This is a genomic window from Acidovorax sp. (assembly GCF_046339755.1).
Lineage (GTDB): Bacteria > Pseudomonadota > Gammaproteobacteria > Burkholderiales > Burkholderiaceae_C > Acidovorax.
The window spans coordinates 1-13,998 of sequence record NZ_JBKDTZ010000241.1; the positions used below are offsets into that span (position 1 = coordinate 1).

At 67.4% G+C, this 13,998-nt stretch carries 12 protein-coding genes and 2 pseudogenes; 9 read left to right on the top strand and 5 right to left on the bottom strand.

Annotated elements, in window-relative coordinates:
- Positions 1 to 44: 44 nt before the first annotated feature.
- A complete protein-coding gene (locus ACK59X_RS20655; RefSeq protein ID WP_409960357.1) occupies positions 45 to 1,619 on the bottom strand; it encodes a GMC family oxidoreductase in 1,575 nt (524 codons plus the stop codon).
- A gap of 128 nt (positions 1,620 to 1,747) precedes the next feature.
- Between ACK59X_RS20655 and ACK59X_RS20660 the strand changes: the two genes are divergently transcribed.
- The 8 genes and pseudogenes from ACK59X_RS20660 to ACK59X_RS20695 all read left to right on the top strand — a co-directional run bounded on the left by ACK59X_RS20660 (position 1,748) and on the right by ACK59X_RS20695 (position 7,712).
- Positions 1,748 to 2,596 (top strand): 3-hydroxybutyryl-CoA dehydrogenase, encoded by an 849-nt coding sequence (locus ACK59X_RS20660; RefSeq protein WP_409960265.1) that lies wholly within the window; start codon positions 1,748 to 1,750, stop codon positions 2,594 to 2,596.
- An 82-nt stretch (positions 2,597 to 2,678) separates the two neighbouring features.
- Entirely contained in the window at positions 2,679 to 3,500 is an 822-nt protein-coding gene (locus ACK59X_RS20665) for a crotonase/enoyl-CoA hydratase family protein (RefSeq protein ID WP_409960266.1), read from the top strand.
- Positions 3,501 to 3,686: 186 nt separating this feature from the next.
- Positions 3,687 to 4,154 carry a MarR family winged helix-turn-helix transcriptional regulator gene (locus ACK59X_RS20670; RefSeq protein WP_409960267.1) on the top strand — a complete coding sequence of 156 codons (468 nt, stop codon included), beginning with the start codon at positions 3,687 to 3,689 and terminating at the stop codon, positions 4,152 to 4,154.
- Between the two features lie 70 nt (positions 4,155 to 4,224).
- Positions 4,225 to 4,641, top strand: coding sequence for an organic hydroperoxide resistance protein (locus ACK59X_RS20675; protein ID WP_007861058.1), 417 nt, complete (start codon positions 4,225 to 4,227; stop codon positions 4,639 to 4,641).
- Positions 4,642 to 4,644: 3 nt separating this feature from the next.
- Positions 4,645 to 5,025 carry a DUF1304 domain-containing protein gene (locus ACK59X_RS20680; protein ID WP_409960268.1) on the top strand — a complete coding sequence of 127 codons (381 nt, stop codon included), beginning with the start codon at positions 4,645 to 4,647 and terminating at the stop codon, positions 5,023 to 5,025.
- Between the two features lie 276 nt (positions 5,026 to 5,301).
- Positions 5,302 to 6,230, top strand: a pseudogene (locus tag ACK59X_RS20685) (DUF2855 family protein).
- A gap of 25 nt (positions 6,231 to 6,255) precedes the next feature.
- Positions 6,256 to 7,281, top strand: coding sequence for a serine/threonine protein kinase (locus ACK59X_RS20690; RefSeq protein WP_409960269.1), 1,026 nt, complete (start codon positions 6,256 to 6,258; stop codon positions 7,279 to 7,281).
- Positions 7,282 to 7,406: 125 nt separating this feature from the next.
- The gene (locus ACK59X_RS20695; RefSeq protein ID WP_409960270.1) at positions 7,407 to 7,712 is read left to right on the top strand and encodes a hypothetical protein; all 306 of its coding nucleotides are present in this window, start codon (positions 7,407 to 7,409) and stop codon (positions 7,710 to 7,712) included.
- A 75-nt stretch (positions 7,713 to 7,787) separates the two neighbouring features.
- On the opposite strand, the gene htpG is transcribed toward ACK59X_RS20695, so the two are convergent.
- Positions 7,788 to 9,764, bottom strand: a complete 1,977-nt coding sequence (gene htpG, locus ACK59X_RS20700; RefSeq protein WP_409960271.1) for a molecular chaperone HtpG — start codon at positions 9,762 to 9,764, stop codon at positions 7,788 to 7,790.
- A 273-nt stretch (positions 9,765 to 10,037) separates the two neighbouring features.
- On the opposite strand from htpG, the pseudogene ACK59X_RS20705 reads away from it, so the two are divergent.
- Positions 10,038 to 10,380, top strand: a pseudogene (locus ACK59X_RS20705) (aquaporin); the annotation flags it as partial.
- An 8-nt stretch (positions 10,381 to 10,388) separates the two neighbouring features.
- Here the strand turns inward: ACK59X_RS20705 and ACK59X_RS20710 are convergent.
- The 3 genes from ACK59X_RS20710 to ACK59X_RS20720 form a co-directional block, all read right to left on the bottom strand.
- The gene (locus ACK59X_RS20710; RefSeq protein WP_409960272.1) at positions 10,389 to 11,327 is read right to left on the bottom strand and encodes an exopolyphosphatase; all 939 of its coding nucleotides are present in this window, start codon (positions 11,325 to 11,327) and stop codon (positions 10,389 to 10,391) included.
- Positions 11,328 to 11,431: 104 nt separating this feature from the next.
- A complete protein-coding gene (locus tag ACK59X_RS20715; RefSeq protein ID WP_409960273.1) occupies positions 11,432 to 12,673 on the bottom strand; it encodes a lipase family alpha/beta hydrolase in 1,242 nt (413 codons plus the stop codon).
- Positions 12,674 to 12,878: 205 nt separating this feature from the next.
- On the bottom strand, positions 12,879 to 13,607 hold the full coding sequence (locus ACK59X_RS20720; protein WP_409960358.1) for a pseudouridine synthase: 729 nt from the start codon (positions 13,605 to 13,607) through the stop codon (positions 12,879 to 12,881).
- Positions 13,608 to 13,998 lie beyond the last annotated feature (391 nt).

Below are 13,998 nucleotides of genomic sequence, written 5' to 3' on the forward strand. Positions count from 1 at the left end.
CCCGGCCGCAGGCCGCGGCGTGACATTCCTCCCGCTGCGTCGCGCTACATGGCCACGGCCTTCTCGGCGATCCTCACCGTGGGCGCGTTGGTTTTGCCGCTCACGAGGCGCGGCTTGATGGACGCGTCCACCCCGCGCAGGCCCTCAAGTCCGTGCACGCGCAATTGCGCATCCACCACGTCGAGCGGGCCCGGGCCCATGCGGCAGGTGCCCACCGGGTGGTAGATGGTGTCCGCGTGCTGGCGGATGAACTGCTCGATCTGCGCCGGGGTCTGCGCGCCGGCCGACGCCGGCAGCTCGCGCGCACCGAAGCGCGCGAGCGCGGGCTGGGACAGGATCTCGCGCAGGCGCTGGAAGCCGCGCACCATGCGCTGCATGTCGTCGGCATCGGCGAGGAAGCGCGGGTCCACCAGCGGCAGGGCCATGGGGTCCCTGGTGGCCAGCGACACCGAGCCCCGGCTGCGCGGCTGCAGCAGGCACACGTGGGCTGAGTAGCCATGGCCCAGCACGGTCTTGCGGCCGTGGTCCACGAGCTTGCCGATCACAAAGTGCAGCTGCAGGTCGGGTGCGGCCTCGGCCGGGTCGCTCTTGATGAAGCCCCCGGCCTCGGCGAAATTGGTGGTCAGCATGCCGGTGCGGCTGCGGCGCCACTCCAGCACGCCGCGCAACTGGGCCAGCATTCCAGAAGGCGAGATGCCGAACAGGTCCTTGAGCGCCGGGGCGTTGAGCACCTGCACCACATCAGGATGGTCGTGCAGGTGCTGGCCCACGCCCGGCAGTTCGTGCAGCACCGCAATGCCATGGCGTTGCAGGTGCTCGCCCGGGCCCACGCCCGACAGCATGAGCAGTTGCGGCGAGAGCAAGGCACCCGCGCTGAGCAGCACCTCGCGGCTGGCGCGCACCTCGTGCAGCGCGCCGCCCTGGCGGTACTCCACGCCCACGGCGCGCTTGCCCTCGAACAGGATGCGTGTCGCGTGTGCGCCGGTGACCACCTGCAGGTTGCTGCGCGACAGGTGCGGCGTGAGGTAGCCCTTGGCCGCGCTGTGGCGCTCGCCATTCCTGTGGGTCACCTGGTACATGCCCACGCCTTCTTGCGTGGCGCCATTGAAGTCGCTGTTGTGCGGGTGGCCGGCCTGCACGCCGGCCTCGGTGAAGAACTGGCTGAAGCGGTTGGGCGAGCGCAGGTCGGCCACGTTCAGGGGACCGCCCTGGCCATGCCAGGCATCAGCACCGCGCTCGTTGTTTTCCGCCTTGAGGAAGTAGGGCTTGACGTCCGCCCAGCCCCAGCCGGGGTTCCCCTGCGCGGCCCAATGGTCGTAGTCGGCATGCTGACCACGGATATAGACCATGGCATTGATCGAGCTCGAACCGCCCAGCACCTTGCCGCGCGGCTGGTAGCCCTGGCGGCCGTTGAGCGCCGTCTGCGGCACGGTGTTCTGGCCCCAGCCATTGAGCTCGAACTTGGCCATCACGGCCAGGCCTGCCGGGCAGTGGATCAGAACGCTCTTGTCGGCAGGGCCTGCTTCGAGCAGGCACACGCGCACGGCGGGGTCTTCGGTGAGCCGGCCGGCCAGGACGGAACCGGCCGAACCGCCCCCGATCACGATGTAGTCGAACAACATGGTTTCTTGTCTCCAGGCCCGCGCGGATGCTTGGCGGCGCGGGCTGCAACGGACCATAACCGAACGGGCGTGCGATTCGGCTTACCATGGCGACCATCCGTTTCACTTTGAAGAGAGCTCTCTATATGACGATTCAAACCGTTGGCATCATCGGCGCAGGCACCATGGGCAACGGCATTGCGCAGGCCTGCGCGGTGTCGGGCATCGACGTGGTGATGGTGGACATCTCCGATGCGGCAGTGCAAAAAGGCCTGGCCACCGTGGCCGGCAGCCTGGACCGGTTGATCAAGAAGGACAAGATCACGGCGGCCGACAAGGATGCGGCCCTGGCGCGCATCAAAGCCTCCACCAGCTACGACGACCTCAAGGCGGCCCAACTGGTGATCGAGGCCGCCACCGAGAACTACGAGCTCAAGCTCAAGATCCTCAAGCAGGTGGATGCGCTGGTGGCGCCCGAGGTGCTGATCGCCTCCAACACCTCGTCGATTTCCATCACCAAGCTGGCCGCTGCCACTTCGCGCGCGGACCGCTTCATCGGCATGCACTTCTTCAACCCCGTGCCCATGATGGCGCTGGTGGAGATCATCCGCGGCCTGCAGACCAGCGATGCCACGCACGACGCCGTGAAGGCCCTGGCCGAGGCCCTGGGCAAGAGCCCCATCACCGTGAAGAACGCGCCCGGCTTCGTGGTCAACCGCATCCTGGTGCCCATGATCAATGAGGCCTTCTTCGTGCTGGCCGAAGGCCTGGCCACGCCCGAGGACATTGACGCGGGCATGAAGCTCGGGTGCAACCAGCCCATCGGCCCGCTGGCCCTGGCAGACATGATCGGACTGGACGTGTGCCTGGCCGTGATGGACGTGTACCTCACCGAGTTCGGCGACAGCAAGTACCGCCCCTGCCCGCTGCTCAAGGAAATGGTGGCCGCCGGCCGCCTGGGCCGCAAGACCGGCCAGGGCGTTTACACCTACTGACCAGCCCCGTGTGCTGTCCCTCTCGGGACGGCGCATGGATTCCATTGGGTTTTCAATCGTGGGCAAGGAGACCTCAGCGCCCATGACCAACGACATCACCCCCACCACGCCCCCGGCCGAAGGCTGCATCGACACCCAGGTGCTCGGCCAGGTGCTGCTGATCGGCATCAACCGTCCGGCCAAGCGCAATGGCTGGACGCCGCCCATGTTCCGCCAGCTCGCCGAGGCCTACACCCGCCTCGACGATGACCCGGACCTGCGCGTTGGCGTGCTGCACGCCTTTGGCGACCACTTCACCGCCGGGCTGGACCTGCCGGCCGTCAGCGCCTACATGCAGCGCGGCGAGAAGGCCATTCCCGAGGGCCTGGTGGAGCCCCACGACTATGGCCTGCCCGGCTACCGGCGCCGCACCAAGCCCATGGTGGTGGCGGTCAAGGGCATCTGCTTCACGGTGGGCATCGAGTTGATGCTGGGCGCCGACATCGTGGTCGCGGCCGACGACTGCCGCTTCTCGCAGATGGAGGTGCAGCGCGGCATCATGGCCACGGGCGGTGCCACGCTGCGAATGGCCGAGCGCGCCGGCACCGGCAACGCCTTGCTGCACCTGCTCACGGCCGACGAGTTCGGCAGCGCCGAGGCGCTGCGCCTGAACTTCGTGCAGAAGGTGGTGCCCGCTGCCCAGGTGCTCGGCGAGGCCCTGGCCATCGCCCAGCGCATCGAGGCCCAGGCCCCGCTGGCGGTGGTCGCTACCCGGCTCAACGTGCTCAAGGCCATCGAGCAGGGCCAGGCCGCCGCCGTGGCCGAATTCATTCCGGTGCAGAAACAACTGGCCAACAGCGAGGACGCAGCTGAGGGCGTGCGCGCCTTTGTCGAGAAGCGCCCTGCCCGCTTCACGGGCCGCTGACAGTCCCCGCCCAGCCGCCGCCACGCCACGCCCTGTTGCCAAAGGGCACTTGCACACGCACGCGCGCCGTGCGTGAATAGCATTTTCGATCCGGGCCGTCAGCGCCCCTCCACAGAACCCATAGCCGCAACAAAAGATTACACAATTCAATTGCGCACAATTTAAATACGCCGCACAATTCACCCCATGGCACGCAGCAACCCCACCACCCACACCCCCAGCCCAGCCCTGCTGCGCCTGGACAACCAGGTGTGCTTCGCGCTGTACTCCGCCTCGCTGGCGATGACCAAGCTGTACAAACCGCTGCTGGAGACCGTGGGCCTGACCTACCCCCAGTATCTGGTGATGCTGGTGCTGTGGGAGCAGGACGGCGTGACGGTGTCCGAACTCGGCGAGCGCCTGTTCCTTGACTCCGGCACCCTGACACCGTTGCTCAAGCGCCTGGAAACCTCGGGCCTGATCGCCCGCATCCGCGATGCGCAGGACGAGCGCCGCGTGCGCATCAGCCTCACGGCCCCGGGCCGGGCGTTGCGCGACAAGGCCGAGGCCATTCCGCCCTGCGTGCTCGAAGCCAGCCAGTGCACCGTGCCCGAACTGACTGCTCTGACCGGGCAGCTCAGAACCTTTCGCGACCGGATCCAGCCGCCGCGCTGAATCCATTTCTTTTCGTTCCCACCCCGTCCGCATTCAGGACATTCATTCACCCACTGCAAAGGAAGACACCATGACGCAACTCGAAAAAGTCCTCTACACCGCCAAGGCCCACGTCACCGGTGGCCGCGATGGCGCCGCCAAGACCGACGACGGCCGGCTGGATGTCAAGCTGTCCTCGCCCGGCACGTCCGGCACCGGCACCAACCCCGAGCAGTTGTTCGCCTCGGGCTACGCTGCCTGCTTCATCGGCGCCATGAAGGCCGTCGGCGGCAAGATCGGCATCCCAGTGCCACAGGACGTGTCCATCGACGCAGAAGTCGACCTGGGCCCCATCCCGAACGCCTACGGCATCGCCGCCCGCCTGAAGATCAGCCTGCCCGGCCTGGACACCGCCACGGCCCAGAAGCTGGTGGACGCAGCCCACCAGGTCTGCCCCTACTCCAACGCCACGCGCGGCAACATCGACGTGACCATCACGCTGGCGTAAGCAATGGGCCGGCTGCTGCTACCCCACATCGCAGTGGCCTTGGTGGCCATCGAGCACGCCTACATCCTGGTGCTGGAGATGTTCTTCTGGAACAAGCCCCTGGGCCTGAAGACCTTCAACCTGACCCAGGAGTTCGCCGATGCCACCGTGACGCTGGCCGCCAACCAGGGCCTGTACAACGGCTTCCTGTCGGCTGGGCTGTTCTTTGGCCTCATCACCAGCAACCGGCTGTTCAAGATCTTCTTTCTGGCCTGCGTGATCGTGGCCGGTGTGTACGGCGGCGCCACGGCGGTGCCCAAGATCTTCTACACCCAGGCCCTGCCTGCCATCATTGCGCTGGCCCTGGTGCTGGCACTGGACAAGCCTGCGGCCCGCAACGCCTGATCTGCCCATTGCCATTCAAAAAGCCCACTGGCGCACGCTGGTGGGCTTTTTGCTGGGCAGGTGTCGCGCAGGTGCTCCAGCGTGCTTGAGTGCCGCTGCGGATTCGTTTAGCGTGCGGCCATGAGCACAACCACCCTCCTCGTGCGCCAGGACGCCCTGGCCCATACCGCCCTGCGCACCACGCAGGATGTTCCGCTGGCCGATGGCCAGGTGCGCGTGCGCGTGGAGCGCTTTGCGCTCACGGCCAACAACATCACCTATGCGGCCATGGGCGGCATGCTGGAGTACTGGCAGTTCTTCCCGTCGGACGAGACGGGCTGGGGCATCGTGCCCGTGTGGGTTTTGGCACGGTGGTGCAGTCCCTGCACCCCGGCGTGGCCGTGGGCGAGCGGCTCTATGGCTACTGGCCCATGTCCACCCACGCCGTGCTCACCCCCGCGCGGCTGACCGAAGCCGGTTTCTACGACGGCGCGGACCACCGCGCGAAGCTGCATGCCGTGTACAACCAGTACGTGCGCACCAACACCGACCCGTTCTACACGCCGGACACCGAAGACGTGCAGGCCCTGCTGCGCCCGCTGTTCGTCACCTCGTGGCTGATCGACGATTTCGTGGCCGACCAGCAGTTTTTCGGCGCCCGGCGCCTGCTGCTGTCCAGCGCATCGAGCAAGACGGCCTACGGCACGGCCTTCCAGCTCGCGCAGCGCGACGGCCTGGAGGTGATCGGGCTGACCTCGCCCGGCAACGTGGCTTTCTGCGAAAGCCTGGGCTGCTACGACCGCGTGGTGGCCTATGACCAGCTGGAGACCATCGACGCGGCCACGCCCTGCGTCTACATCGATTTTGCGGGCAGCGTGGCAGTGCGCGAAGCCGTCCACCAGCGCTTTTCCGCCCTGGCCTATAGCTGCGCCGTGGGTGCCAGCCATGTCAACGACCTGGGTGGTGCCGGCCAGTTGCCCGGCCCGCGACCGACCATGTTCTTCGCCCCCGCGCAAATCAAGAAGCGCCGCGACGACTGGGGCGCCCAGGTGCTCAACGAGCGGTTGGTGGCTGCCTGGCAGGCCTTTGCCATAGCGGTGCAGGCGCCGCCCACGCCCTGGCTGCAGGTGCAACAGCACCAGGGACCGGATGCCGTGCAGGCGCTGTTTGCCGCCGTGCTGGCGGGCGGTGGCGATCCGCGCCAAGGCCACATGGCCGGCCTCTGATCGCTGTACAGGGGACAATCGGGGCATGAACCGACTGCCCCCGAACGACACGCCTGCCGACGCCCCCGACCAGCACCCCTATGCGCGCCTCACCCCCGACCAGGTGCTGGACGCACTGGCCAGCGTGGGTCTGTACGGCGACGGCCGGCTCATGGCCCTGTCGTCCTATGAGAACCGGGTCTACCAGGTCTCGCTGGAAGACGGCCAGCGCGTGGTGGCCAAGTTCTACCGCCCCCGCCGCTGGACCGATGCGCAGATACTTGAGGAGCATGCCTTTGCCGCCGAGTTGATGGGGGCCGAGGTGCCCGCCGTGGGACCAATGGTGCTCCATGGCGGCACCCTGCACGCGCACGAAGGCTTTGCCTTTTCCGTGAGTCCCTGGCGCGGCGGGCGCGGGCCCGAGCTCGACGACTTCGATGTGCTCGAATGGATTGGCCGCTTTCTCGCGCGCATCCACACCGTGGGCGCAGCCCGCCCCTTTGCGCACCGGCCGGCGCTGGACCTGCAGGGCTTTGGCACGGCATCGCGCGACTGGCTGCTGGGCCACGACATGATCCCACTCGACATGCAATCGGCCTGGCAGGAGCAGTGCGACAAGGCGCTCGCCCTGGTTGCCGCCAGCGGACTGGCAGATGCCCGCCCCATCCGACTGCATGGTGACTGCCACCCCGGCAACATCCTCTGGACCCCCACCGACCTGCCCGGGGGGGGCCCGCACTTCGTGGACCTGGACGACGCGCGCATGGGCCCGGCGGTGCAGGATCTGTGGATGCTGCTGTCGGGCGATCGCAGCCAGCGCACCCTGCAACTGAGCACCCTGCTGGACGGCTACGAGCAGTTCCGCAGCTTCGACCGGCGCGAGCTGGCACTGATCGAGCCGCTGCGCACGCTGCGCCTCATCCACTACAGCGCCTGGCTGGCGCGCCGCTGGGAAGATCCGATCTTTCCGGTGAATTTCCCCTGGTTCGGCAGCAGCGACTACTGGCGTGGCCAGGTGGACATGCTGATCGAGCAGTGCGAGGCCATGCAAGAGGAACCGCTCTATGCCTGACCCGGGCAGGGACGCGGCCCAGGAGACAAGGCGCGGTCCCGCTTTGTAACCATCGGGCGCTTGGGATGGGGATTTGACTCGTATATGCTTGTCGGCATATCCGCTACCGCACCCCGGCTCTCACCATGAAAGACGTTTTCAGGAACCTGCTCAACATCCGCCAGCAGCGCCGCCCTGCGCCCGTGGGCAGCGTTCCCGCCGTGGGCACGGCCATCATCCGCGGCGACATCAAGATGAATGTCACCGACCCCATCTCGCGTGACCTGTGGAACTGGATGGTGCTCTCGGGCTGGCGCAATGTGCCGGTCAAGAACGACCGGCGCCAGTACACGGAACTGCCGGACGGCCTGCTCAAGCTGCTGATCGAGGCGGAGCCGACACAACGCGATGCGGTTCACGCGCGCATCATGGCCAAGGCAAAAGACGAGTGATTGCCTGCGCGCGGTGCGCGCCGGGAAAGAACACCTGAACGCCCTGGCCGGAGGCCAGCCAGGGCGGGCTCGCTATCAGGCCAGCAGAGCGTTCACGCGCTTGACGTAGGCCGCCGGGTCGGCCGGCAGGCCCCCTTCGGCGAGCAGTGCCTGGTCGAACAGGATGTGCGCCAGGTCATGGAAGTGCACACTGCCTTCGAGCTTCTTGACCAGGGCATGCTCGGCATTCACCTCCAGCACGGGCTTGGACTCGGGCGCCGGCTGGCCGGCCTGCTTGAGCATGCGGGCCAGTTGGGTGCTCATGCCATCGTCCTGAACCACCAGGCAGGCCGGTGAATCGACCAGGCGCGTGGTCACGCGCACATCCTCGGCCTTGTCCTTGAGGGCTTCCTTGAGCTTGGCCAGCAGGGGCTTGAAGGCCTCTGCGGCCTCTTCGGCGGCCTTCTTCTCGGCCTCGTCCTGCAGCTTGCCCAGGTCCACGGCGCCCTTGGCAACGCTTTGCAGCGGCGTGCCGTCGAAGTCGTGCAGGTAGTTCAGCGCCCACTCGTCCACGCGGTCGGTCATGAGCAGCACCTCGATGCCCTTTTTCTTGAAGACTTCGAGCTGCGGGCTGTTCTTGGCGGCGGCCAGGGTATCGGCGGTGATGTAGTAGATGGCCTCCTGGCCTTCCTTCATGCGCGCCTTGTAGTCGGCAAAGCTGACCGTGGCCGTGTCGCTGGTGGTGCTGGCAAAGCGCAGCAGCTTGGCCAGGCGCTCGCGGTTGCCGAAGTCCTCGCCCAGGCCTTCCTTGAGCACCGAGCCGAACTCGGCATAGAACGCGGTGTACTTGCCTTCCTTGGCCTTGTCGTCGGCATCGACCACATCGGTCACGCCATCGTCGCCAGCGGCGGCTGCGTGCGTGTCGTGCTTGGCCAGGTCTTCGAGCATGGACAGCACGCGCTTGGTCGAGCCTTCACGGATGGAGCGCACGTCGCGGCTTTCCTGCAGCAGCTCGCGGCTCACGTTGAGCGGCAGGTCGGCCGAGTCGATCACGCCCTTGACGAAGCGCAGGTAGGTGGGCATCAGCGCCTCGGCGTCGTCCATGATGAACACGCGCTTGACGTAGAGCTTCACGCCGGCCTTCTTGTCGCGGTTCCACAGGTCGAACGGCGCCTTGGCAGGGATGTACAGCAGCTGCGTGTACTCGGTGTTGCCTTCGACGCGGTTGTGCGCCCAGGTCAGCGGGGCCTCGTGGTCGTGGCTGATGGCCTTGTAGAACTCCTGGTACTGCTCTTCGCTGATGTCCTTCTTGGGACGCGTCCACAGGGCGCTGGCCTTGTTGATGGTCTCCCACTCGCCGGTCTTGGCCATGCCACCGGGCTGGCGGCCGCCGTTTTCGTCCGACGGGTTGATCAGTTCTCCGTCTTTCCACTCTTCCTTTTCCATCAGGATGGGCAGACTGATATGGTCCGAGTACTTGGCAATGACGGACTTGAGCTTCCAGGCGTTGAGGTACTCCTCGGCCTCTTCGCGCAGGTGCAGGATGATGCTGGTGCCGCGCGCTGCGCGGGTGATGGCCTCGACCTCGAAGTCGCCCGTGCCGCCGCTGGTCCAGCGCACGCCTTCTTCGGCCGGCACACCGGCACGGCGCGACTCCACGGTGATCCTGTCGGCCACGATGAAGCCGGAGTAGAAGCCCACACCGAACTGGCCGATGAGCTGGGCATCGGCCTTCTGGTCGCCCGAGAGCTTGCCCATGAAGTCCTTGGTGCCGCTCTTGGCGATGGTGCCCAGGTGGTCGATGGCTTCCTGCGCCGTCATGCCGATGCCGTTGTCCGTGATGGTCAGCGTCTTGGCGGCCTGGTCGAAGGACACACGCACTTCGAGGTTGGGGGCGTCTTCGTACAGGGCATTGTTGTTCAGCGCCTCGAAGCGCAGCTTGTCACAGGCGTCCGAGGCATTGGAGATCAGCTCGCGCAGGAAGATTTCCTGGTTGGAGTACAGCGAATGGGTCACCAGGTGCAGAAGCTGGGCCACTTCGGCCTGGAAGGACAGGGTTTGTTTGTTGCTCATGGTCTCTGGATTGGGCTTTCGTACAGTCTGGGGAACGTTTAAAGCACGTTCGCGCGTGCTCAATTCGGGTCATGTCTTCCGATTTCAAGGGGCCCACGGCAAGTGCGTTGCTGCGGCATGCTTCGCGGCGCCCTCGGCACCGCGTGCAGCTTGCCGAGCATTATTGACAATTGGCGCGACTTTGGCGCTGGTTCGCGCCATTTTGCCGCCATAAGATCCGGCCAGGGCTGCGGCGGGGCTCACCTTCGGCGGCTGCGGCAGTGCCGTGCTGGCGGCGGCTTTGCCACCAATGGCTATGGCGAACATTCCCCCGATGGCTACGGCCTGCTGACCGAGGTGGTGCTCACCGCGGTTTTCCTCATCGTGATCCTGGGCGCTACCTCGCGCCGGGCGGCCGAAGGCGCGGGCGGGCTGGCCATCGGCCTGTGCCTCACGCTGATCCACTTGGTTTCGATCCCTGTGACCAATACCTCGGTCAATCCAGCGCGCAGCACCGGCCCGGCCCTGTTGAGGCCGGAGTACGCACTCACCGAGCTGTGGGCCTTCTGGGCCGCCCCCCCTGGCCGGCGCGCTGCTCGGCGGCGCTTTGTACCGGGTGCTGTTCGGCGAAGACTGAGCAGGAACTCAGCGGTCCAGCGTGATGCGCTGGATCAGCGCCTGCAGGATGGTGTCGGCCTTGTCGTTGGCCACCTGGCAAGTGCCTGCGGCGGCATGGCCGCCACCGCCGAACTCCAGCATCAGGTTGCCCACGTGGGTCTGGCTGCTGCGGTCCAGGATGGACTTGCCGGTGGCCAGCACCGTGTTCTGCTTTTGCAACCCCCACATCATGTGGATGGAGATGTTGGCCGTGGGGAACAGTGCATAGATCATGAAGCGGTTGGTCGCCCAGATGGTCTCCTCGTCGCGCAGGTCCAGCACCACCAGGTTGCCGATCTTGATGGCGCAGCGCAGCAGCTGCTCCTTGGCCTTGGGGGCGTGCTCGCGGTAGAGCGCCACGCGCTCCTGCACATCGGGCAGCGCCAGGATCTCTTCGATGCTGTGGTCGCGGCAGTACTTGATGAGGTCCATCATCAGCGCATAGTTGCTGATGCGGAACTCTCGGAAACGGCCCAGGCCGGTGCGCGAGTCCATGAGGTAGTTGAGCAGCACCCAGCCCTCGGGGTTGAGGATGTCCTCGCGCGAGTACTGGGCCGAGTCGGCCTGGTCCACCGCCGCCATCATCTCGTCGGTGATGCGCGGGAAGGCCGCCTTGCCGCCGTAGTGGTTGTAGACCACGCGCGCCGCCGAGGGTGCATGCGCCTCGATGATGTGGTTGCTGTCGCGCCGCCCCGAGTTGCGGATGGTTTCGGACTCGTGGTGGTCGAACACCAGGTGGGCACCGGGCACGTAGGGCAGGTTGGTGGTGATGTCCCGTTCGGTGATGGGTACCTTGCCGTCCTGCATGTCCTTGGGGTGCACGAAAGTGATCTCGTCGATCAGGTCCAGCTCGTTGAGCAGCACGGCGCATACCAGGCCGTCAAAGTCGCTGCGGGTCACGAGGCGGTATTTCTTTTTGTCACTCACTGTGTTTCTCCTTGTTACATGCGGCGCCAATGGCACGATGGTAGCAATGCCCGCGCCCCGGTTGGCGTAGCGGCGCAAATAAAGGCGACAGCCGGCACCCCGGCTCAGCCTGCCGGCTCCAGCCAGCGCACCAATTGTCGGGCCACACGCGCATCGGCCAGCAGTTGCAAATGCCCGGCCCGGTGCACGACACACTGTTGGGCTCGTGCGAATTCCAGCCGCCTCGCAGGGTCATCATGCCAGCCCAGGGCACTGTGCAGCGGCACCAGGCCATCGCCGACCAGCCGTTCGGCCACCGGGCTGCGCTGCGCGGCCAGCGTTGCTGCCACGGTACAGCACAACACCCCTTGCGGCAATGGCACGTGGGTGCGCGTGTCCGGGCTCTTGCGGAAGCGGTCGCGGCCCTGCCAGTCGGCATCCAGCACATGGCCATGGCGCAGGTCGGTGATGCCGGCGCTGCGCAGCCGCGTCAGCCGGACAAAGGGGCGCGAGTACGGAGTGCTGCCCAGCAGCCGGTCGACCCAGTGGCCGGCACGCTCCAGCGGCGCGCCATGGTGCGGCGTGCCCAGGCACACCAGGTGCCGCAGCAGGCCGCGCCAGGGCAAGCCCGCCTGCTCGGCCTGCTGGCAGGCACTGCGCGCAACCAGCCCGCCCATGCTGTGGCCCACGATGCTCAGCTGCGTGACCGGCACCGGCCAGGCCGCCACCAGTGCCTGCAGTTGCCGCGCCAGCTCGGCACCGTTGGTGGATGTGTGCCGCCCGGTGTTGTAGCGCAGGTACACAGGCGTGCAGCCCAGCGCCTGCGCCAGATGGGCGCCATGGTCATGGCCCTCGTGCGCCCATTGCAGGTCGTTCATGCACAGGCCATGCACCAGCACCAGCAGGTGGCCCGAAGCCCTTCCCACCACACCCAGGGCCGCTGGGTCCAGCGGGCGGCCCTGCTGGTAAAAGCCCATGGCGGTGGACAGCGGGTTGCCGTCCTCGGCCAGGCGGTCGCCCATCACGCCATTGAGTGCCGCCAGCACGGCCAGGCGCTCGCGCGGTACTTCCTGTGCCGCCTCCGGCGAGGCAAGGAAGGGCTCGAGCCGCAACAAGGCGGCCTGCAGGCCCGCATCGACCAGGCGCGTGATGCCCCGCACACTCCCATAGACCATGCCGGTCAGGCCGCGCGTGCGGCCCGGCGTGGCGCCGCCCGGCAGGCCCATGGTGCCCAGCACGGATTGGTGCACCCCTTCGGCCACGCGGCTGATGCTGGCCGTGGCCTGGGCGGCCAGGCGGGCCGCGCCGCGCAGGTCGGAGGGGCGCAGCTGGCGCAGGGCATGCACGGGAGACGGTTTGGATGGCATGGCGGGCTCCGGTCGGTGGAAAATGGCGGGAGCCGTGCAGGACTCAGAGGCTGGGAATTTTTTGGCCGTGGCCGTGGGGCGCGTCAAAACGCCTCGGATCCAGGCGCAAAGCGCAGCCATGGCTCGGGCTATGGCGAGCATTTGCAACGACGAGCCGGGGTGTTTTGGCGTGCAAGGCGGGCATGGGCGAAAGGTTCTCAGCCTCTCAGAACTGTTCGTGCGGCAAAAGGTAGCGCCACTGGCCCACCGGCAGGTTGCCCAGCGTCACCCGGCCGATGCGGATGCGCTTGAGCCCCACCACCTTGAGGCCCACCAGCTCGCACATGCGGCGGATCTGGCGCTTCTTGCCCTCGGTGAGCACGAAGCGCAGCTGTTCAGGGTTCTGCCACTCCACCTTGGCGCGTTTGAGCGGCTGGCCGTCGAGCTCCAGGCCATGGCACAGGCGCGCCAGCTGCGCGGCCGGGAACGCGGCCTGTACGTCGGTGGCGATCTCGCCGTACTGCACGCGCACCAGGTACTCCTTGTCCACCGTGGAGTCCTCGCCGATCAACTGGCGCGCCACGCGCCCGTCCTGGGTGAGGACCAGCAGGCCCACCGAGTCGATATCCAGCCGGCCGGCCGGTGCCAGGCCGCGCAGTTGCGGCGGCGAAAAGCGCATGCGGCCCGGGTCGTCGCGCCAGTGGGTGCGCGGATTGATCAGCGCCACAGCCGGCGTGTGGCCGTCCTCGGCCTGCCCGCTCACGTAGCCCACGGGCGTGTGCAGCAGGATGGTGACCTGCTGCTCCTGCTGACCCTGGGCGCGCTTGTCCACCTCGATGCGGTCGGTAGGCAGCACCTGCAGGCCCATGGGCGCCACCTCCCCATTGACCTTGACCCAGCCGTGGGCGATCCAGTCGTCGGCCTCGCGGCGCGAACACAGGCCGAGCTCGGCCATGCGCTTGTTCAGGCGCGCGCTGCCATCGGCCGCCGGGCGCTTGACCGGCACCGGCGCGCGCGCAGGTGCAGCACCCGGGCCCGGTGGCCGGCCGCCTGCACCCTGCGCGGCGCTACGGGGAGCGGCCGGCGGCGCGGCATCCGCACGCCAGACGTTGCCGCGCGCTGGCGGCTTGGCGGGCCGTGCCGCGGGGCGGAGAGGCGGTTCGGCCTTGCCCTGCAGGGCGGCCAGGGCGCGTTGCGTGGCGGTGGAGGGGGGGGCTGGCGCCGCAGGCGCGGCCGGGCGGCGCAGCACGGCGCGCCGGGGCGGGCCCTCGGGCTCGGCGGGCGGGGCGGCAGGGGTACGGGAAGAAGGCATTGCCCGTATTTTCACCCCTGCGCAGCCACTTTGG

What these genes read in the sequence shown, in the direction of transcription:
- ACK59X_RS20680 (WP_409960268.1), top strand. Translation starts at nt 4,645, where the DNA reads ATGGGCCGGCTGCTGCTACCCCACATCGCAGTGGCCTTGGTGGCCATC.
- ACK59X_RS20670 (WP_409960267.1), top strand. Translation starts at nt 3,687, where the DNA reads ATGGCACGCAGCAACCCCACCACCCACACCCCCAGCCCAGCCCTGCTG.
- ACK59X_RS20690 (WP_409960269.1), top strand. Translation starts at nt 6,256, where the DNA reads ATGAACCGACTGCCCCCGAACGACACGCCTGCCGACGCCCCCGACCAG.
- ACK59X_RS20660 (WP_409960265.1), top strand. Translation starts at nt 1,748, where the DNA reads ATGACGATTCAAACCGTTGGCATCATCGGCGCAGGCACCATGGGCAAC.
- ACK59X_RS20715 (WP_409960273.1), bottom strand. Translation starts at nt 12,673, where the DNA reads ATGCCATCCAAACCGTCTCCCGTGCATGCCCTGCGCCAGCTGCGCCCC.
- ACK59X_RS20695 (WP_409960270.1), top strand. Translation starts at nt 7,407, where the DNA reads ATGAAAGACGTTTTCAGGAACCTGCTCAACATCCGCCAGCAGCGCCGC.
- ACK59X_RS20665 (WP_409960266.1), top strand. Translation starts at nt 2,679, where the DNA reads ATGACCAACGACATCACCCCCACCACGCCCCCGGCCGAAGGCTGCATC.
- ACK59X_RS20675 (WP_007861058.1), top strand. Translation starts at nt 4,225, where the DNA reads ATGACGCAACTCGAAAAAGTCCTCTACACCGCCAAGGCCCACGTCACC.
- ACK59X_RS20720 (WP_409960358.1), bottom strand. Translation starts at nt 13,607, where the DNA reads ATGGCCGAGCTCGGCCTGTGTTCGCGCCGCGAGGCCGACGACTGGATC.
- htpG (WP_409960271.1), bottom strand. Translation starts at nt 9,764, where the DNA reads ATGAGCAACAAACAAACCCTGTCCTTCCAGGCCGAAGTGGCCCAGCTT.